The sequence below is a fragment of the Saccharopolyspora aridisoli genome, assembly GCF_004348445.1.
In the GTDB taxonomy this organism is placed as follows: Bacteria; Actinomycetota; Actinomycetes; order Mycobacteriales; family Pseudonocardiaceae; genus Saccharopolyspora; species Saccharopolyspora aridisoli.
Window position 1 is genome coordinate 1 of sequence record NZ_SMKV01000003.1, and the last position, 18,018, is coordinate 18,018.

Below are 18,018 nucleotides of genomic sequence, written 5' to 3' on the forward strand. Positions count from 1 at the left end.
AAGGTCCGCAAGGTCGAGATGCGCGAGGAAGCCCGCCGACTCCTCGACCTGTAGCAGGCGCGGACCCGGAAGCCCGCCGCACCCGCGTGAGGGATCGCTGCGGTGGTCCGGGAGCCATCGGGTGGTCCTCGGCGGGGCGGCGGTCTCGGGTTGAGGACACCACCCCGCTCACGTCATCCGCGGAGTTTTTCCAGCTCCGCGGCGTCTTCGGCGCCGAAGCGCTCTTCGAGGGCCTCGGGTTCGGCGTCGACGTCGATCTGGGCGAGCGGCATGCCCCTGGCGCTGGAGATCGCGCCGAGGCGCCTGGTAGCGCGGTCGGAGGCGTAGGCGGTGAGCTCGTCCTTGTCGAGCGCGAACGGCAGCTCCTCGGGAGCGTCCGCCGGTTTCCACTGGACCTGCGCGATGGCGTGCGGGAGCAGCGTGGCCATCTGGTCCTCGACCACCGACCAGTTGGTCTCGTCGGCGGCCACGTGCCTGCGGCAGGTGAAGGTGCCCCAGGCCATGTGCCTGCGCTCGTCGTCACCGATGCGCTTGATGACCTGCTGCATGCCGGGCAGGATGCCCCGGCTCACGCAGATCTTGTGCCACGCGTAGTAGCCGGTGAGCGCGAGGGTCCCTTCCACCACGTGGTTGTAGGTGACCGAGGCGCGGACCTGGTTCTCGGGACAGGGGTCGGTGTGCAGCGCCTGCAGCGTCTCGGGCAGGGCCTTGTAGAAGATCTCCCGGTAACCGGGGTTCTCGGCGACGTACTCGTGCAGGTCCTCGGTGAGCCCGACGGCGTCCATCCAGAGCCGGAACACCTGGGTGTGCTTGGCCTCCTCGAAGCAGAACTGCGTCAGGTACATCTCGTCGCCGAAGCGCCCCTCGGCGGCCATCGCGGCCATGAACGGCTGCAGGTCCTGGGTGACGGCTTCCTCGCCGGCGATGAACTGCGCGCACAGCCCGGCCACGCCGCGCTTCTCGTCGTCGTTGAGGTGTTGCCAGTCCTCGGCGTCCTGGCTGAAGTCGATGTCGGCGGGGTTCCAGAACTTGGCGTTGCCCTTGTCGAACAGTCGCAGCGGGAGCGATTCCCAGTTCAGGCCGTGGGCTCGCAGGGAGTGGAAGCTCTCGCGCTGGGCAGTGTGCGTGCTCGTCATTGAACGACTCCTGCTCGCCGGTTTGTGAGGTGTGTTACGCCCCAGTTTCGGTACTGGACAGTTTCGCGTCAAGGCCGGTCGGATCGTGTCAGTAAGGTGAAGGTGATGGACGAGCGCAGCGCACTCACGGTCGGTTTCGACCTGGACATGACCCTGATCGACCCGCGGCCCGGCATGGTTCGCGCCTTCGACACCCTCAACGAGGAGTTCGGCACCGAGCTGGACGGGCAGCACTTCGCCGCACACCTCGGCCCGCCGCTGGAGGACGTGCTGCGCGGCTACGGCTTCGACGAACCGATGGTCAAGCGTCTCGCCGCCCACTTCCGCTCGATCTACCCGACCGTCGTGATCGACGAGACGGCCGCGCTGCCCGGGGCGGCCGAAGCGCTGGAGGCCGTGCGCGCCCTCGGCGGCCGGACGCTGGTGGTCACCGGCAAGTACGAGCCCAACGCCGAGCTGCACCTCAAAGCCCTGGGCTGGACCGTCGATCGTCTCGCCGGTGGCGTGTTCGGCGCGGGGAAGGGCGAGGTGCTGCTGGCCGAGGGTGCCGACATCTACGTGGGCGACCACTTCGGCGACATCGTCGGCGGCCACACCGCCGGGGCGATCGCGGTGGGCGTGGCAACGGGGCCCTACTCGGCTGCTGAGCTCAGCGAAGCCGGTGCCGACGCGGTGCTGGACGACCTCTCCGGGTTCCCGGCCTGGCTGGCGAACCGGGTTGAGAACCCTCAGAACGACCGCGGTGCGAGCTGAGTCCCGCACCTGGAGCAGCGGCTACCGCCGCGCGCCTAGTGCCGACGGGCGCGGACCACGGTCGCGATCACTCCGAAGATCAACCCGGCCGGGCACAGCAGCGCGACGATGCTGATCCACGCAGGCAGGTCTTGATGGCCGGTCGCGAACAGCGCGAAGATCGCGACGATGGCCAACAGCCCGATGCCGAACATCGCGATCGAGACCGGGAGGATTGCGGATCTTGGTGAGCTGCTCGCCATGTGAGCAGCGTATTCACACCGAGGCCGTGCCTGACAACTGGCCTTGGCCCATAAGGATGGGTGATTTCCTCCACCTTCGCGGTACGCTTGGTGGGACGCGTCCCGGCGCGCGCACCTGCGTGGCGTTAACGGGGCGCTTTCGTCGTGACGGGGCTGTTGCCGCGTCGCGGTGGCAAGAACGGCAGGGAGATCGTGACCCGGTCAACGGGTCAGCGCATTCGACAGGGAACGGTGAGGACAGTGCCGACCGGCAGGGTCAAGTGGTTCGACTCGGACAAGGGCTTCGGCTTCCTGACCCAGGATGGCGGGGAGGACGTGTACGTGCGTGCCTCCGCGTTGCCATCTGGTGTGGATGCGCTCAAGACCGGCCAGCGCGTCGACTTCGACATGGCGCAGGGCCGACGCGGCCCGCAGGCGTTGAAGGTCAAGTTACTGGACCCGCTGCCCTCGGTCACCGAGGCGCGCCGACGTCCCGCCGATGAGTTGCACGGCATGGTCGAGGACATGATCAAGCTCCTCGAGCTCAAGGTTCAGCCGGACCTGCAGCGGGGCCGCTACCCCGACCGCAAGACCGCCAAGCGCATCGGCGAGGTCGTCCGAGCGGTCGCGCGGGAACTCGATCCCGGCGGGAACTGATCTCTGCGGAGACGCAGCCCGCGGTCGTCCGATCGCAGACGTGCAGGAAGCGGAAGCCTGACACGCCTTCCGGGTCGGGAGCCGATGCACGGCGTCGGCTGTCCCTCGCAGAAGACGTGTCAGAACCCGCGGCGCCGAGTCGTCACCGCTTGACGTTGAGGACCCAGCTGCCGCCGATGCCGAAGTCGACCCCGCCGTCGGCGCCTTGGCTCAGGACCGCCGAGAACTGCTGGACCTCGACGTGCTCGATGCGGGCGCCGTCCGGCGGCAGTTGCAGCGTGTACGAGTGGCGCGAGTCCGGGGTGAACACCGGGCTGCGGCCGTCGAGCTCCTGGCCGTTGAGCCCGCGGTAGAGGAACACCACCTGCCACGGGGCGCCGGCGACCTCCGCAGGCACCGAGATCTGCAGCGGGTCGCGATCGACCATGCGCAGCTCACCGACAGCCTCCGGCTTCGGGGGCGAGCACTCCTGGCCGGTCGGGTCGCAGTACTGGGCGGCCTCAACCGCCACCGCGTCCCCGTGCGAGTAGAAGGTCACCTGCGGTTGGCTGGGGGAGGAGCAGCCGGCGGCGAGCCCGACGGCGGCCACTGCCAGCAGCGGCTTCAGTCCACGATGCACGGCCAGAGCCTACGACCCGGCACTCGAACGGGCGGTGGCCGGTGCGCCAGCCGAACGTCGCCGCCGTCGCGAGAGCGGTGGCAGCGGGATCGCCGGGATCAGCGTGCCGCCGCGCCCGCGCAGGATCGTCTGCGCCAAGACCAGGGCCAGCAGCACGGCGATCACCACGAACCCGATCCGGTAGACCGGTGGCAGCAGCACGCCGAGCGCCCCGCCGAAGACCCAGCTCAGCTGCAGGATCGCCTCCGATCGGCCGAACGCCGAGGCCCGCGACGCCTCCGGCATGTCGCGTTGGACCACCGCGTCCAGGCAGACCTTGGCCAGCGCGGAGGCGGTCGCGCCGATCAGTCCGACGATCACCGCCAGCGGCAGACCGGCCAGCACCGCGGCGCAGGTCGCCACGGCGAGCGCGGCGCCCAGGCAGCTGATGATCAACCGGTCCGGTTTCTCGAAGGTCATCCGCGTACCCAGGCCGTTGCCCAAGAAGCTGCCGACCCCGGCCGCGCCTCCGACCAGGCCCAGCAGCACCAGTTGCATGGCCGGTTCGTGCTGGGTGTTGTGCTTGATCACGAACGCGGCGAACAGGGTCAGGAAACCGGTCAGCACGCGGATACCGCCGTTGCCCCACAGCGCCACCACCACGTGCCCGGTCAGCGGCACCTTGCGGGAACGTCCCGGATCGCCCAGCGAGGTCTGCACCTCGCCTTCGGTGCTCTCCACCCAGCCCGGGATCCGCAGGCACAGCCACACCCCGGCGGCAGCCATCGCGGCCATGAACCACAGCGCGCCCTCGGAACCCCACAACCAGGCGAATCCGGACGCGACCGCGCCGAACAGACCGCCCGCGGCCAGGCCGAAGGCGGTGAGCCGCGAGTTGGCCTTGGTCAGCGTGATCTGGCCGGGCAGCACCCGTGGCGTCATCGCGGCCTTGAGCACGCCGAAGGACTTCGACAGCACCATGCAGCCCAGCGCCGCCGGGTAGAGCAGCCAGCTGTTGAAGTTCAGCGCCATCACGGCGGCCAGCACGACGCGCACCGCGAAGGACGCGGCCAGCGCCAGCCGCCTGCCCTGCTGCAGCCGGTCGAGGGCGGGGCCGATCACCGGCGCGATCACCGCGAACGGCGCGACCGTGATCAACAGGTAGAGCGCGACCTTGTCCTTGCTCTCGGCCGTGGCCGCGGAGAAGAACAGCGTGTTGGCCAGCGCGACGGCCATCGCCGCGTCGACCGCGTAGTTGCCCATCCACGCATAGGTGAACTTGGCCAGACCGGACCGGTCGGCGCCGTCGGCGTGGGCCAACGAGAAGAACAGCCGCACCATCCGCTGGGTCAGGTCCCGGCTGCGCCACGCGGCGACCCGGGTGACGGTCAGCTTCCTCGGCGGCGGTGCGCCCCTGGACCGCTCGGGTTCGGGCCCTTCCTCGTCGGGTGCTGCGAGGTGGTCCTCGGGCAGCGGCGGAAGCGGACTCGTCCCACCGCGGGAGCGGTCGTGATCGGGGTCCTCCTGCCAGGGATGACGGCGTTCGTCGGCGTCCTGGGGCGGCGGTTCGAACCGCTGTCCGGACCGCTGCTGGTCGGCGTACCAACCGCGCTTCCCGCGCTGCCCGGCGCCCCAGCCCGGACGACCCCGCGGCTCGTCCGAGCGCTGGTCACGTCCACGCATCCCCATGTCAGCCATCCTGCACCACCTCCTCTCGCCCGGACCGGGTTGCGGCGAAGCTCGTCCTGGTTCGAGCCGCAACGCCCTCACGAACAAGGAGGCGGAAAGCCGCCCCAGAAATACAGCTGGACACGATCAGGCGACAAAATAGCGGTCCAGATCACTCGAGCTAGCGATCACTCGGGGACGAAGCGGACCCGGAACATCGACGGCCAGTTCTTGCCGGTGATCAGGAACTCGTCGGTGCCGGGCACGGCCGCGATGCCGTTGAGCACGTCGGCCCCGGCCCGCTGCTCGGGCGGCAGCAAGCCCTCGGCGTCCACGACCGCCGTGACCTGCCCGTTCGCCGGATCGATCCGCAGGATCTCGTCGCTGCCCCACACGTTGGCCCACACCTGGCCGTCGGCGCACTCCAGCTCGTTGAGCTCCTCGACCGGCGAGCCCGCCTGCGTCACCGAAACCTCGCCGACCTGCGCGAACGTCGTCGGATCGCGGAAGGTCAGCTCGTCGCTGCCGTCGCTCATCACCAGTCGCCGCCCGTCGAAGCACAGCCCCCAGCCCTCGCCCGGGTACTCCACTCGGCGCAGTTCGCGGAGGCTCTCGCGATCTCGCTCGAAAGCAACCCCTTCCTGCCAGGTGAGCTGCCATATACGGTCACCCGTGACGGTGATCCCCTCACCGAAGAACTCGGCAGGCAGCCTGACCTCGTGCCGCACCGAACCGCTCAGCGGGTCGGCCGCGCGCAAGGCCGAGGAGCCGCGCAGGCCGGTGCCTTCGTAGAGGATCTCACCAGCGATTTCCAGGCCCTGAGTGAACGAGGAGCGGTCGTGCGGGAGCACGTTGATCACCTCGACTCGAAGGTGTGGCAGGCTTCCCGCGTGCCCTACGCCCTGATCGGTTTGCTCGCGGTCGTCCTGGCCGTCGTGCTGCGCTGGTACCTGCGGCGCGCACGCAACGCCGACCCCGATGGTGAGCAGCACGCCGCACAAGAGACGTCCAGTCTGAGCAAGTCGCACCCCGAAAGCTTGACACGCCCGATCACTCCGAGTGCTACTCCGCTCCGGATCAGCGGTCCTGCGGCCTCCGCAGCGACACAGCCGACTGCGGCGTCGAGCGCGTACGGCACAATCGAGCATGTGACGCCTATGCCTGCTCCGATGACCAGCCCAGGCGCGGATGCCCCTTACGCCGACGCCGGGCAGCCTGCGGCCGAGCCGTTGAACCCGGAGCTCGCGGCGGCCGAGGACGTCGCCCGAGCTGCTGCGGAGGACGAGGCCCGCCCTGGTAACGACCCGATCGGCTCGCCGGTCCTGACGCTGGACACCACGGGGAACGACGTCGCGGAGAGCACGTCCTCCCCGGTGGGCGCGCACGTCGGCGTCGAGGCCGAGGGGCCGCACGCCGTCACGCACTACTTCGAGTCGAACTACCCCGGCTACGTCGGCTGGCGCTGGGCCGTGACGGTCGCCAGCGTCGGTCAGGGAGAGCCGGTGACGGTCAGCGAGGTCGTGCTGCTCCCCGGTCCCACGGCGCTGACGGCGCCGGCCTGGGTGCCGTGGCGCGACCGCGTCCAGCCGGGCGACCTCGGTGCCGGTGATCTGCTGCCGACCGCCCCGGACGACCCGCGGCTGGCTCCCGGCCACCTGACCACCGACGACGAGCAGTTCGGCGACGTCGCCAAGGAGGTCGGCTTCGGCCGCAAGCGGGTGCTCAGCTTCGAAGGCCGCACGGAAGCGGCCGAGCGCTGGTACTCCGGCGACTTCGGTCCGCGCGCCGACGCCGCGAAGCTCGCGCCCGCGTCCTGCGGTACTTGCGGCTTCTTCCTTAAGCTGTCCGGTTCGATGGGCGGCGAGTTCGGCGTCTGCGCCAACGAGTACGCCCCCGCCGACGGCCGCGTGGTCAGCGTCGAGTTCGGCTGCGGCGCGCACTCCGAGGTCGACGTGGACGTCTCGTCCACCGTCCCGGTCGCCGAGATCGTCTACGACGACGCCACGCTGGAGTTCGAACCGCGCGGCACGGAGCGCGGGTGAGCGAGCCGGACCGCTTCGGCGCGGTCGGATTGCGGCGCGCGGTGTTGCAGTCCTGGGAGACCTCGCCCACGAGGTTCCGGGAAGACGCCAACGCTGAAGAGGACCTGCGCTTCGGTGGGTACCGCGAACGCCTCCTGGTCGAGCTCGCCCAGAACGCGGCCGACGCCGCCGGCTCCGACGGGGTGCTGAGCGTCGAGCTCGTCGACGACGAGCTGCGGGTGGCCAACACCGGTGCGCCGCTGACCGCCGAAGGCGTGGCCGCGCTGGCCTCGCTGCGCGCGTCGGCCAAGCGAGACGGTGCCTCGGTCGGCCGCTTCGGCGTCGGGTTCGCCGCAGTGCTCGCGGTGTCCGAGGAGCCCAGCGTGCTGTCGACCTCAGGTTGCGTGGCGTTCTCCGCCGAACGCACCCGCCAGGCCGCCGCGCAGCTGCCCGGACCTGCCGAGGAGCTGTCCCGCCGCGAAGGTGCCGTTCCGGTGCTGCGGCTGCCGTGGGAGGTCGACGGCGCCCCGCCCGAGGGTTTCGCCACCGAGGTCCGGCTGCCGCTGCGCTCCGAAGTGGACGCGGCCGCGCTGCTGGACTCGTGCACCGACCAGGCCCCCGGGCTGCTGCTGGCGCTGCCCGCGCTGAGCGAGATCCGGATCGGTCGCCAGACCTGGCGCCGCGTCGACGAGGACACCGACCGCGTCGTGGTGCACGGCCCGGCGCGCAGCGATCGCTGGTTGGTGCACCGCGCGTCCGGCGCGTTGAGCCAGTCGGTGCTCGCCGGGCTGGGCGCGGAGAGCCGTTCTGCCGCGCAGTGGCAGGTCACCTGGGCCGTGCCGCTGGATTCCGAGGGCGTGCCGATCCCACTGGCCGAGGACGTGTTGCACAGCCCGACCCCGACCGAGGAGCGGCTGTCGCTGCCCGCGCGGCTGGTGGCCAGCGTTCCGGTCGAGGCGGACCGACGTCGCGCGGCGGCGTCGCCCGCTACCGACGAGGTGCTGACCTTCGCCGCCGAGTGCTACCCGGCTCTGGTCGACAAGCTGCCCATGGAGCACCGGACCGCGCTGGTGCCGCTGCCGGGATTCCCGCTGTCCGATGTGGACGACAAGCTTCGGCAGGGCGTCAACGACCGGCTGCGGGTCTCGGCCTGGTTGCCCGGGGCGGGGGACAAGCCGGTCGCGCCCTTGGAAGCCCGCGCGCTGGAGTACGTCTCGTCCGAGCTGGTGGAGCTGCTCGGCGACGTCGTGCCGGGTCTGCTGGACCCGCAGCTCTCCGACCCCCGACATCGCCGTTCGTTGCACGCCCTGGAAGTCCGCAGGCTCGGTGCCGCTGAGATCGTCGAGGCCGTCACCGGGCTGGGGCGCGAACCGCGCTGGTGGTACCGGCTCTACGAGGCCTTGGCGCCGTTCGAGGAAGCCGATCCGCAGGCCCGCGAGGAGTTCACCGCGCTGCCGGTCCCGCTGGCCGACGGCCGCACCGTTCGCGGTGTGCGCGACGTGCTGCTCAGCCACCCGGAGAGCGATCTCGACCCGGCAGCACTGCTGTCCACCTTGGACATCTCGGGTCTGCGCATCGCGCATCCCGAGGCCACCCACCCGCTGCTGGAGAAGCTCGGCGCCCACCAGGCAGGGCCGGCCGAACTGCTCGACGCTCCGCCGCTGGCGGAAGCCGTGCGCAGCAGCGCGTCCGACGCGCTGGCCGGAGTCGACGTGCGTCCGCTGGCCGAGGCCGTGCTGAAGCTGGTCGAGGAGTCCTGGTCGCGCGACTGGCTGGGTGCGCTGGCGCTGCCCGACGACGAGGGCGACTTCCGCCGAGCCGACGAGCTCCTGCTGCCGGAGGCGGCGCTGCTGTCGGTCATCGACACCGAGCACCTCGGCCAGGGAGCTCCGCTGTCGGTGCTCGGCGACGAGGTCGCGCAGCGCTGGCCGACCGAACTGCTGACCTCCATCGGTGTCCTGGACGGCTTCGGCGTGCACGTCGAGGACGATCCCGTGGAAGCGGACGAGAGGTTCCCCGACTCGCACCAGTGGTGGGCCGAGCAGGAGGCCGACCGGCCCGAGGAGTGGCCGCCGGCCCGCTTCGTCGGCATCCGCGACCTGGACCTGGTCGCTGACGACGCGTGGCCCGAGGCGATCAGCCTGCTCACCCGGGATCCGGAGACGCTGCGCGCGTTGCGCGAACCGCACGGCTACTCGGCCTGGTGGATCGCCCGCTGCGCGCTGATCGAAGGGCACCCGCCGCGGCACTGGCGGTTGCCCGGCGCCGACGAGCTCGCCGGTGTTTACGACCCTGTGCCCGACGTCGACCTGGACGCCGAGGCGCTGCGGTTGGCCGGTGTCCGTGCCGAGCTGCGCATCGACGACGGTGACGACGCCGAGGACCTGCTGGAACGACTCGGTGACCCGGACCGCTCGATCCGCGCGGGAACGGCGTTGCGGGCACACCGGGCGCTGAGCGAGGCCGTGGCCGCGGGCGTGGTCGATCCGTCCGAGCTGGATCCGCCGGAGATGGTGCGGTCGGTGTCGGGCGCGGTGGTGAGCACCGGTCGCGCGGTCGTGCTCGACGAGCCGTGGATGCTCAGCGTCTTGGATGCTCCGCTGGTCGTCGCGGGGGGCAGCTCGGATCAGTTCGACGCCGAGGCGTTGGCCGAACTGCTCGACCTGCCGCTGGCTTCGGAGGAGAACACGCTGCGCGTGCCCGATCCGGGGCGGACCCAGCGCTGGTCCGAGGTCGCCCGGGTCACCTCCAGCTGCGAGCTGCTGGGCATCGGGGTCCCGGACGGCGAGGTCACCCTCCACGACAAGCTGCGCGTCCAGGCGTCGACGGGTGAGCACCAGGTCCACTGGTGGGTCGAGCACACCGGCAAGGTCCACACCGAACGCACCCCGGACGGCTTGGCCAGGGCCTTGGCGTGGGCCGCCGGGTCGTGGTCGCACCGCTTCGCCCTGGCGGCCCTGCTGGCGGACCCGGAGGCGACGACCCTGCTGCGCTAGTCGCGTTCGTCGAGGGATCGCAGGAATCGGTTCCAGGTCCCGGTGTCGAACCGCAGGGTCGCGCCGTCGCGGTCCTTGGTGTCGCGCACGCCGACCTGGTCGGGGCCCCGGCCGACCTCCACGCAGTTGCTCTCTTCGCCGCTGTGGCTGGACTTCCGCCAGTCACCGATCATGGCTCTCCTCCATCGCCTCCGCGCGAGTCAGGATGAGCTCAGCGGATTCCGCTGGGCTCAAAGCCTTCTTCTCAACGCTAGTGGCGGATTCCACGAACGGGAAGATCTCGTCGGGATCGTCGAGGAACAGCCCTGCTCGCCGATGTTCGAGGTGGACGATGGGACGTTGTCTCGCGAATTCCAGGATCAGCGAGTTGCCGTGCAAGGCGTGGTGGACGCCTGCGCTGTAGGGAACGACCCGCACGGTGATGTGGTCGTGCCCGCCCACTTTCGCGACGTGGCGCAGCTGCTCGGCCATCACCCGGGGGCCGCCCACCGGACGCCAGAGGATCGACTCGTCCAGGAACGCGTGCAGCACGACCGGTTTGGCCCTGGTCAGCACGCGCTGCCTGCCCATGCGCAGCGACACCCTCGACTCGACGACCTCCTCGTCCAGCACGCCGTTGCGCATGACGGCCCGCGCGTAGTCGGCGGTCTGCAGCAGCCCCGGGACGAAACCGAGCGCGACATCGGTGATCTTCGCGGCCCGCTGCTCGAAGTCGAGCAGTGAGACGAGCTGCGACGGCAGCCCCGGACGGCCGACCTCCCACCAGTGCGTCCGGTGCGCGTCGTGAGCCAGTTCCAGGAGGCGCTTCCGCTCGCTGCCCCTGATCCCCAGGGCGCCCAGGATGATGGCGATCTCGATACCGGTCGGGACCTTCTCCCCCGACTCGATGCGACCGAACGTGGCCCGCGACCAGCCGCACACCGCGGCCAGCTCCTCCAGCCGGAGACCTGCGTCCTTGCGGAGCCTCCGGATCTCAACGCCCAAGCCCCGAGCGCGTGCCGTTGTCATACGCACAATTTATTTCAGGCCCTGAGACGTCACCATTACACAATCTAATGAACACGATTGCCCATTCTTTCCTGGGACGGTCTCATTTCACTGACCAAGGAGGAGCAGTGACCGACCACCTCACCCACATCTGGCGGCCGATCCCCGGAGGCCGCCACGCCTTCCCGCCCTCAGCGATCAGGATCAACCATGATGACCAGGCGGAATCCTATTGCGGCATGCAGGTCGCAGCCGCCCGCCTGCACGACTGCACCGAACTCGACTGGATACTCGAACCCACTTGCACCATTTGTTGGAAAATCCTCAAATCCGACCGTTGAGATTTATCCGAACAATTCACGTCATCGATGGGAGCAGCGGCGCGCGAGCTTCCTCTCGCCGTCGCCGTTGATGTCGTCGTCGCGGTGCCGGTGTCGACGGTTGTGGACGAGTGGCGGTTCTGTCCCGAACCGCCCATGATCGTCCGGTCGGTTCGGACCAGGACCGCCCAGAGGTGAGGCGGGCTCAGGTGTCGAGACCGGCCAGGCCCTGCCAGGAGCCTCGGGAGCCGCGGCGGGCGGCGTTGCGCTGCCAGCGGAAGACGCCGTAGCCGATGATCCCGAGCGTGGTGCCGGCGATGCAGGTGAAGAACTCGACTCCGACGGAACCGTCTGCGAGGTCGCGCCATCCGAACAGCACGACACCCGCGAACCACAGGGCGGTGCCGAACAGCAGCACCGGCGTCGGATCCGCGAGCCTGCGCGGCAGCGACGGGACCGATCGGTGCGCTGGGTCGGAGGGGGCGGTTTCGCCGTCTTGTACCACGTCAGGCAGGCTACTCCCGGTAGTAACGGCCCGCGACAGGCCACCGCGATTGGAAAGTTCGAATGGTGGAGAGAACCGAGAGCAAGTCTTCGCTGCTGGATCGCTACTTCAAGATCAGCGAGCGCGGATCCAGCGTGGGCCGAGAGGTTCGAGGTGGACTGGTCACCTTCGTGACCGTCGCCTACATCATCGTGCTCAACCCGTTGATCCTCGGTAGCGATTCGCCGACCGACGCGGGTGCCAAGCACGACGTGTTGGGCAACATCCTGCCGATCCCGCAGGTCGCTGCGGCCACCGCGCTGGTCGCGGGCGTCATGACGATCCTGTTCGGACTCATCGCGAACTACCCGTTCGCCATCGCCACCGGCCTGGGCATCAACACCCTGGTGGCCGTGACGATCGCGCCCCAGGTGACCTGGCCGGAGGCCATGGGCCTGGTCGTGGTCGACGGCATCGTGATCCTGATCCTGGTCGCGACCGGGTTCCGCACCGCCGTGTTCAACGCGGTGCCCGCCGATCTCAAGTCCGCGATCGCGGTCGGCATCGGTATGTTCATCACCTTCGTCGGCCTGGTCGACTCCGGGTTCGTGCGCCGACTTCCCGACGAGGCCGACACGACGGTTCCGGTGGGTCTGGGCATCGACGGCTCGATCGCCTCCTGGCCGACCGCGGTGTTCGTCTTCGGCCTGGTGCTGACCTCGATCCTGGTGGCACGCAAGGTTCGCGGCGGCATCCTGATCAGCGTCGTGGTCACCACGATCCTGTCGATCATCGTCGAGTCGGTCTTCCACGCCGGGTCCTCCAGCGACGCCGGTGCGACCGGCTGGAACCTGGGCTACCCGGCGCTGCCGGACCAGATCGCCGGTCTGCCGGACCTGTCGCTGGTCGGCGACATCTCCTTCGGAGCCTTCACGCGGTTGCCCGCGCTGGCCGCGGCGATGCTGGTGTTCACGTTGGTCCTGGCGAACTTCTTCGACGCCATGGGCACGATGACCGGGCTCGGCAAGGAAGCCGAACTGACCGACAAGGAGGGGAACCTCCCTGGCATCGGCAAGGCGCTGGCCGTCGAGGGTCTGGGCGCGGTCGCCGGTGGTGCGGGTTCGGCGAGCTCCAACACGGTGTTCGTGGAGTCGGCCTCCGGCATCGCCGACGGCGCCCGCACGGGTCTGGCCAACGTGGTGACCGGTGTGCTGTTCCTGGGCGCGATGTTCTTGACCCCGCTCTACCAGGTGGTTCCGGTCGAGGCCGCAGCGCCGGCGCTGGTCGTGGTGGGCGCGATGATGCTGTCGCAGATCCGCCAGATCGACCTGTCGGACTTCACCATGGCGCTGCCGGCGTTCCTGACGATCGCGATCATGCCCTTCACCTATTCGATCGCCAACGGCATCGGTGCCGGGTTCGTCACCTACGTGCTGCTGCGCACCTTCACCGGCAAGGCCCGTGAAGTGCACCCGCTGATGTGGGTGGTGGCCGCTGCTTTCGTGCTCTACTTCGCCTCGGGTCCGCTGAGCAGCCTGCTCGGCGCCTGATCCGGCTCCGCTCGAAGAGGCACCCGCGTCCCGGAACCCTGGGACGCGGGTGCCTCTTCTCGCGCTCGGGGCGGAGATCGCTCCAGTCGCGGGCGAGTCTCCTTCATCCCAAATACGCCATGCCGGGGCTCGGTCTGGCTAAGGTATGCCCCCACTGGTCGAGGGATCAGTTTGTCCGAATTCCCGAGATAGTTTGGTAGACTAACGACGTGTCCGATATCGCGGAACGGGAACGCACCCTGGCGAGCCGGCTGCGGCTCGCGGTCGTTCGCCTCAACCGGCGGTTGCGCGCGCAGCGAGCCGATTCGGCTCTCACGCTGTCCCAGCTGTCAGCGCTGTCCTGCCTGCACAAGGCCGGGTCTATGACGCCGGGTGAACTGGCGGCCAAGGAGGGTGTCCAGCCACCATCGATGACGAGGGTCATCGCGGCGCTGGAGGACAACGGGTTGGTGGTCCGGCGGGCTCATCCCACCGACGGCCGGCAGGCCATCGTCCAGGTGACCGACTCCGGCAAGGACCGCATCGAGGAAGAGGTCACGATCCGCGAGCGCTGGCTGGACCAGCACCTCGCGGAACTGGACGCGGAAGAGCTGGCGGTGCTGTCGCGCGCCGCCGAGATCATCGACCGGCTGGCCAGTCGATGAGGGAGCGCTGAGAGGCGGTACGCGGAAGCGTGGTTGACCAAGCTCGAGAGTCTGCGCAAGACGAGGACTCCGAAGGCCCGGTCAACCGCCGCACCCGGTCCTCGACGGACCGGGACGCGGACGTCGGCGGCATGTTCCGCTCACTGCACGAGCGCAACTACCGCTACTACGCGTCCGGGCAGGTCGTCTCGCTGACGGGGACCTGGATGCAACGGGCCGCGCAGGACTGGCTCGTGCTCGAACTCTCCGGCGGCAGCCCGGCCGCGCTCGGCGTGGCGGTCGCGCTGCAGTTCCTCCCGACCCTCGCGCTCACGCTGTGGGCGGGAGTGTTCGCCGACCGGTTCGACAAGCGCAAGATCTTGATCGTCACGCAAAGCGCCTTGGGGCTCTGCGGCTTCGCGCTGGGGACGCTCGACGTGACCGGGATCGTCGCCCTCTGGCACGTCTACGTGCTGTGCTTCGTGCTCGGCTGCTTCTCGGCGGTGGACGCGCCGGTGCGGCAGTCCTTCGTGGTGGAGATGGTCGGACCCGCGCAGCTGACCAACGCCGTCGCGCTGAATTCGATGACCTTCAACCTGGCTCGCATCGTCGGACCGGCGATCGCCGGTCTGGCCATCACCGCCGTCGGCACCGGCTGGGTGTTCCTGGCCAACGGGCTCAGCTCGGTGGCCGTGGTGGCAGGCCTGCTGCTGATGGACGCAGCCCTGCTGCAACGGGCCAGAGCCGTGGGCAAGGAACGCGGCCAGCTCCGGGCCGGCCTGCGCTACGTGCGCGGCCGACCTGACCTGGTCGTGGTCATGGTGCTGATGTTCTGCGTCGGCACGTTCGGGATGAACTTCGAGAACACCTTCGCGGTGATGGCCCGCAACGTCTTCGCTCGCGACGCCGACGGCTACGGCATCCTCATCACGATGCTCGCGGTGGGGACGCTGACCGGCGCGACGCTGGCCGCCCGCCGCAGCGGCAAGCCCGGTTCCCGGCTGCGGCTGATGCTCATCGGCGCGGGCGTGTTCGGCGCGCTGGAGGCGGTGGCTGGTCTGATGCCGACCTACTGGCTGTTCGCCGTGTGCCTGATCCCGGTCGGTGTCGCGGTCATGACCTTCACGACCAGCGCGAACTCGACCGTGCAGCTGGCGGTCGAGCCGACCATGCGAGGGCGCGTGATGGGTCTCTACATGCTGCTGTTCATGGGTGGCAAGCCGCTCGGCGGCCTGGCCTCGGGCTGGCTGGCGGAGGTGTTCGGCCCGCGCTGGCCGCTCGTGCTCGGCGGCCTGCTCTCGCTCGCCGCCGCCGTGGGCGGCGCCGTGGCGCTGTCGCAGCAGCGCAAGAAGGGGTTGATCCAGCCAAGAGGTTAGGCTAACCTAATACACGTCCGCTTCGTGGTGGGAGCGGTAGTCAGTTCGGGAACAGATCGAGCCCCGGCCTCCTTCGGGAGACCGGGGCTCGATCATTTCCGGCGGCAAGAACTTGTCGGAGCACCCACCGCCGAGTCCTTGTTGGTCCGGTGGTCGCTTCGCTCAGCGGTGCGCCTTGCGACGGCGTCTCGGCGTCTCACGGCTGCGCCGCTCGCGTGCTCTCTCCGGTCAGGCTGCGGGCAGGCGCAGGCCGTTGAGGCCGTTGCGGGCGTCGGTGAAGCGCTTGGCGACCTCGTCCCAGTTGACGACGTTCCACAGCTGCTTGACGTAGTCGGCCTTCACGTTGCGGTACTGCAGGTAGTAGGCGTGCTCCCAGATGTCGAACACCAGCAGGGGAGTGGTGGCGATCGACAGGTTCGAGTGGTGGTCGCGCACCTGCTGGGTGATCAGCCGCTGACCGACCGGGTCCCACGCCAGCACGCCCCAGCCGTTGCCCTGGATCGTGGTCGACACGGCCTCCATCTGGGCTCGGAACTTGTCGAACGAGCCGAAGTCCTGGTCGATGGCCGCGGCCAGCTCGCCCGTCGGCTTGTCGCCGCCGTCCGGGGACAGGATCTTCCACCACACCAGGTGCATCGAGTGCCCGGCGAGGTTGAACGCCAGCGTCGTCTCCAAGCCGACGATCGAGGAGAAGTCGTTCTTGTCGCGGGCCTCGGCGATCTTGGTGATCGTGTCGTTCGCGCCCTTGACGTAGGTGGCGTGGTGCTTGCTGTGGTGCAGCTCGTTGATCTCCCCGGAGATCGCCGGCTCCAACGCCGCGTAGTCGTAGTCCAACTCCGGCAGCACGTACTCGGGCACCGAAGTCTCCCTCCGTAGTCGACACCTTCTTGCTGTTGCCACCATATGGCAATTGATGAGGTGTGGCCACAGTCGTCCTGGGGAGTGTCAGCGGACCGGCCAGGTGTGGACTGGTTCGCCGTTGTCGGCGAGTTCGATGTAGCGGCGGAGCATGGTCGTCAGCGCGGTGTGCCGGTCGGCGCCCTCGGACTCCAGGTGCGCGACCACGTCCCTCTGCCAGTTGGCGCCGTTCCGCCTGGCCAGCGAGCGCTGCTCGATGACCCCGAGGTAGCGGGTGCGGGCCTCGTCGGAGACGCCGCAGGCCCGCAGGCCCTCGTGAGCCATCGGGAGCAGTCGGCGCAGGACGAGTTCGTCAGGCGTGACCCAGCCGGATCCCGGCCAGTAGAGGTGCGCGTCGAAACCGTGCCGGGCCCCCGCGTAGAAGTTCTCCTCCGCAGCGGCGAACGACATCTGCGTCCAGAGCGGACGGTCCTGTTCGGTCAACGCGCGCTGGGCGCCGTAGAAGAACATCGCGTTCGCGACTACGTCGACCACCGACGGGCCCGCGGGCAGGACGCGGTTCTCGATCCTGAGATGAGGGACGCCCTCCACCAAGTCGTAGACCGGGCGGTTCCAGCGCCAGATGGTGCCGTTGTGCAGACGCAGCTCGTTGAGCTTCGGGGCGCGGCCGTTGTCCAGCGCGGCCACCGGGTCCTCCTCCTCGGGTTCCGGCAGCAACGCGGGGAAGTACCGGACGTTCTCCTCGAACAGGTCGAAGATCGAGGTGATCCACCGCTCGCCGAACCACACCCTGGGTCGCACGCCCTGGTTGCGCAGTTCCGTCGGACGGGTGTCGGTGGCCTGCAGGAACAGCGGGATGCGCGTCTCGTGCCAGAGCGCCTTGCCCAGCAGGAACGGCGAGTTCGCGCCGATCGCGACCTGCACCCCGGCCAGGCACTGCGCCGCGTTCCAGTGCGCGGCGAAGTCCTCCGGCGCGACCTGCAGGTGCAGCTGCACCGAGGTGCACGCCGACTCCGGCGCGATCGAGTCCGCGTAGGAGCGAAGCCGTTCCGAGCCGCCTTCGGCCAGCGGAACACCTTCCATGTCCAGCAGCATCTCCTCACCGCGAGCCAGGATGATCTGATCGTTGAGCAGCGAGTACCGCGGGTTGCTCGTCAGCGTGGACGGGTCGAAGTGCAGGCTTTGCAACGTCGGTAGAGCGCCGATCATGACGATCTTCGCTCCCGCGTCGTGCGCCCCGCCGTCGGCGCGCACCAATGCCGCCCGCACGCCTTCCTCCAGACGCAGCGCGCTGTCTCCCGCGAGCACTCGCGGTTCGACGTTGAGCTCGATGTTCTGCTGCCCCAACTCGGTGGTGAAAATCGCTTCGCTGATTTTTCCCAGCACCACCGCGTTGTTCATCGACGGCTGCATGTGCTCGTCCACCAAGCACAATTCCATCTCCAGCCCCATCTGTTGACGGGGGAAGGAGAATTCGCCATCGGCCAGCATCCGCGCCAGTGCGTCCAGGCCTCGTTGCATCTTGTTCCGATAGCGTTGACGATCGATCGGTTTGAAGGATCGATCGTCCACGTGCCGTCCCATGCCGTCTCCCCTTCATCGGCAGCACGTCAGCGCCCAGCGCTGGGGAAACCACCGTGACACATCCCCACCTGGTGAGCCAGCGGCCAATGCGGTGTCAGCGGTCACCTCGATCCGCGCGCTCGCCCCGAAGCGGCATTCAGCCTTTTCGGCTCCGCTGAAGCGCGATGAAATCGGCCGCCGGGAGCA

Annotated in this window: 18 protein-coding genes; 8 read left to right on the forward strand and 10 right to left on the reverse strand. The window is 69.2% G+C overall.

Going from position 1 to position 18,018, the window contains the following annotated elements:
- Window positions 1–173: 173 nt before the first annotated feature.
- Window positions 174–1,136, reverse strand: coding sequence for a R2-like ligand-binding oxidase (locus tag E1161_RS02750; RefSeq protein WP_132619233.1), 963 nt, complete (start codon window positions 1,134–1,136; stop codon window positions 174–176).
- A gap of 105 nt (window positions 1,137–1,241) precedes the next feature.
- On the opposite strand from E1161_RS02750, the gene E1161_RS02755 reads away from it, so the two are divergent.
- Complete coding sequence (locus E1161_RS02755) at window positions 1,242–1,889, forward strand: HAD family hydrolase (protein ID WP_132619235.1); 648 nt, start codon at window positions 1,242–1,244, stop codon at window positions 1,887–1,889.
- 35 nt (window positions 1,890–1,924) lie between these two features.
- Here E1161_RS02755 and E1161_RS02760 read toward each other — a convergent pair whose 3' ends face one another.
- The gene (locus tag E1161_RS02760; RefSeq protein WP_132619237.1) at window positions 1,925–2,131 is read right to left on the reverse strand and encodes a hypothetical protein; all 207 of its coding nucleotides are present in this window, start codon (window positions 2,129–2,131) and stop codon (window positions 1,925–1,927) included.
- 240 nt (window positions 2,132–2,371) lie between these two features.
- On the opposite strand from E1161_RS02760, the gene E1161_RS02765 reads away from it, so the two are divergent.
- Entirely contained in the window at window positions 2,372–2,767 is a 396-nt protein-coding gene (locus E1161_RS02765; protein WP_132619239.1) for a cold-shock protein, read from the forward strand.
- 142 nt (window positions 2,768–2,909) lie between these two features.
- On the opposite strand, the gene E1161_RS02770 is transcribed toward E1161_RS02765, so the two are convergent.
- The 3 genes from E1161_RS02770 to E1161_RS02780 form a co-directional block, all read right to left on the reverse strand.
- Entirely contained in the window at window positions 2,910–3,386 is a 477-nt protein-coding gene (locus E1161_RS02770; protein ID WP_132619241.1) for a DUF2771 family protein, read from the reverse strand.
- A gap of 9 nt (window positions 3,387–3,395) precedes the next feature.
- Entirely contained in the window at window positions 3,396–5,054 is a 1,659-nt protein-coding gene (locus E1161_RS02775; RefSeq protein ID WP_207920079.1) for an MFS transporter, read from the reverse strand.
- Between the two features lie 167 nt (window positions 5,055–5,221).
- Entirely contained in the window at window positions 5,222–6,025 is an 804-nt protein-coding gene (locus E1161_RS02780; RefSeq protein WP_235874739.1) for a glutaminyl-peptide cyclotransferase, read from the reverse strand.
- Between the two features lie 177 nt (window positions 6,026–6,202).
- On the opposite strand from E1161_RS02780, the gene E1161_RS02785 reads away from it, so the two are divergent.
- Together E1161_RS02785 and E1161_RS02790 are read left to right on the forward strand one after the other, a co-directional pair.
- Window positions 6,203–7,075, forward strand: coding sequence for a DUF3027 domain-containing protein (locus E1161_RS02785; protein ID WP_132619247.1), 873 nt, complete (start codon window positions 6,203–6,205; stop codon window positions 7,073–7,075).
- Window positions 7,072–10,050: an ATP-binding protein gene (locus E1161_RS02790; protein WP_132619249.1), complete on the forward strand. Its 2,979-nt coding sequence runs from the start codon at window positions 7,072–7,074 to the stop codon at window positions 10,048–10,050. Before E1161_RS02785 ends, E1161_RS02790 begins: the two co-directional genes overlap by 4 nt.
- Here E1161_RS02790 and E1161_RS02795 read toward each other — a convergent pair.
- Both E1161_RS02795 and E1161_RS02800 read right to left on the reverse strand, forming a co-directional pair.
- The gene (locus E1161_RS02795; RefSeq protein ID WP_132619251.1) at window positions 10,047–10,223 is read right to left on the reverse strand and encodes a DUF397 domain-containing protein; all 177 of its coding nucleotides are present in this window, start codon (window positions 10,221–10,223) and stop codon (window positions 10,047–10,049) included. The two genes, E1161_RS02790 and E1161_RS02795, sit on opposite strands and share 4 nt — an antisense overlap.
- Complete coding sequence (locus E1161_RS02800; RefSeq protein WP_132619253.1) at window positions 10,213–11,058, reverse strand: helix-turn-helix domain-containing protein; 846 nt, start codon at window positions 11,056–11,058, stop codon at window positions 10,213–10,215. Before E1161_RS02800 ends, E1161_RS02795 begins: the two co-directional genes overlap by 11 nt.
- Window positions 11,059–11,165: 107 nt before the next feature.
- On the opposite strand from E1161_RS02800, the gene E1161_RS02805 reads away from it, so the two are divergent.
- Entirely contained in the window at window positions 11,166–11,378 is a 213-nt protein-coding gene (locus E1161_RS02805) for a zinc finger protein (protein WP_132619254.1), read from the forward strand.
- 184 nt (window positions 11,379–11,562) lie between these two features.
- Here E1161_RS02805 and E1161_RS02810 read toward each other — a convergent pair whose 3' ends face one another.
- Window positions 11,563–11,862 carry a DUF2530 domain-containing protein gene (locus E1161_RS02810; RefSeq protein WP_132619256.1) on the reverse strand — a complete coding sequence of 100 codons (300 nt, stop codon included), beginning with the start codon at window positions 11,860–11,862 and terminating at the stop codon, window positions 11,563–11,565.
- A 62-nt stretch (window positions 11,863–11,924) separates the two neighbouring features.
- Between E1161_RS02810 and E1161_RS02815 the strand changes: the two genes are divergently transcribed.
- The 3 genes from E1161_RS02815 to E1161_RS02825 all read left to right on the forward strand — a co-directional run bounded on the left by E1161_RS02815 (window position 11,925) and on the right by E1161_RS02825 (window position 15,390).
- On the forward strand, window positions 11,925–13,391 hold the full coding sequence (locus E1161_RS02815) for an NCS2 family permease (RefSeq protein WP_132619258.1): 1,467 nt from the start codon (window positions 11,925–11,927) through the stop codon (window positions 13,389–13,391).
- A gap of 209 nt (window positions 13,392–13,600) precedes the next feature.
- Entirely contained in the window at window positions 13,601–14,035 is a 435-nt protein-coding gene (locus E1161_RS02820; protein WP_132619260.1) for a MarR family winged helix-turn-helix transcriptional regulator, read from the forward strand.
- 29 nt (window positions 14,036–14,064) lie between these two features.
- On the forward strand, window positions 14,065–15,390 hold the full coding sequence (locus E1161_RS02825; protein WP_235874740.1) for an MFS transporter: 1,326 nt from the start codon (window positions 14,065–14,067) through the stop codon (window positions 15,388–15,390).
- A gap of 228 nt (window positions 15,391–15,618) precedes the next feature.
- On the opposite strand, the gene E1161_RS02830 is transcribed toward E1161_RS02825, so the two are convergent.
- Window positions 15,619–16,248 carry a superoxide dismutase gene (locus tag E1161_RS02830; protein WP_132619262.1) on the reverse strand — a complete coding sequence of 210 codons (630 nt, stop codon included), beginning with the start codon at window positions 16,246–16,248 and terminating at the stop codon, window positions 15,619–15,621.
- A gap of 87 nt (window positions 16,249–16,335) precedes the next feature.
- Window positions 16,336–17,832 carry a glutamate-cysteine ligase family protein gene (locus E1161_RS02835; protein ID WP_132619264.1) on the reverse strand — a complete coding sequence of 499 codons (1,497 nt, stop codon included), beginning with the start codon at window positions 17,830–17,832 and terminating at the stop codon, window positions 16,336–16,338.
- Window positions 17,833–18,018 lie beyond the last annotated feature (186 nt).

What these genes read in the sequence shown, in the direction of transcription:
- E1161_RS02800 (WP_132619253.1), bottom strand. Translation starts at nt 11,058, where the DNA reads ATGACAACGGCACGCGCTCGGGGCTTGGGCGTTGAGATCCGGAGGCTC.
- E1161_RS02815 (WP_132619258.1), top strand. Translation starts at nt 11,925, where the DNA reads ATGGTGGAGAGAACCGAGAGCAAGTCTTCGCTGCTGGATCGCTACTTC.
- E1161_RS02760 (WP_132619237.1), bottom strand. Translation starts at nt 2,131, where the DNA reads ATGGCGAGCAGCTCACCAAGATCCGCAATCCTCCCGGTCTCGATCGCG.
- E1161_RS02795 (WP_132619251.1), bottom strand. Translation starts at nt 10,223, where the DNA reads ATGATCGGTGACTGGCGGAAGTCCAGCCACAGCGGCGAAGAGAGCAAC.
- E1161_RS02755 (WP_132619235.1), top strand. Translation starts at nt 1,242, where the DNA reads ATGGACGAGCGCAGCGCACTCACGGTCGGTTTCGACCTGGACATGACC.
- E1161_RS02750 (WP_132619233.1), bottom strand. Translation starts at nt 1,136, where the DNA reads ATGACGAGCACGCACACTGCCCAGCGCGAGAGCTTCCACTCCCTGCGA.
- E1161_RS02785 (WP_132619247.1), top strand. Translation starts at nt 6,203, where the DNA reads ATGACCAGCCCAGGCGCGGATGCCCCTTACGCCGACGCCGGGCAGCCT.
- E1161_RS02775 (WP_207920079.1), bottom strand. Translation starts at nt 5,054, where the DNA reads ATGGGGATGCGTGGACGTGACCAGCGCTCGGACGAGCCGCGGGGTCGT.
- E1161_RS02835 (WP_132619264.1), bottom strand. Translation starts at nt 17,832, where the DNA reads ATGGGACGGCACGTGGACGATCGATCCTTCAAACCGATCGATCGTCAA.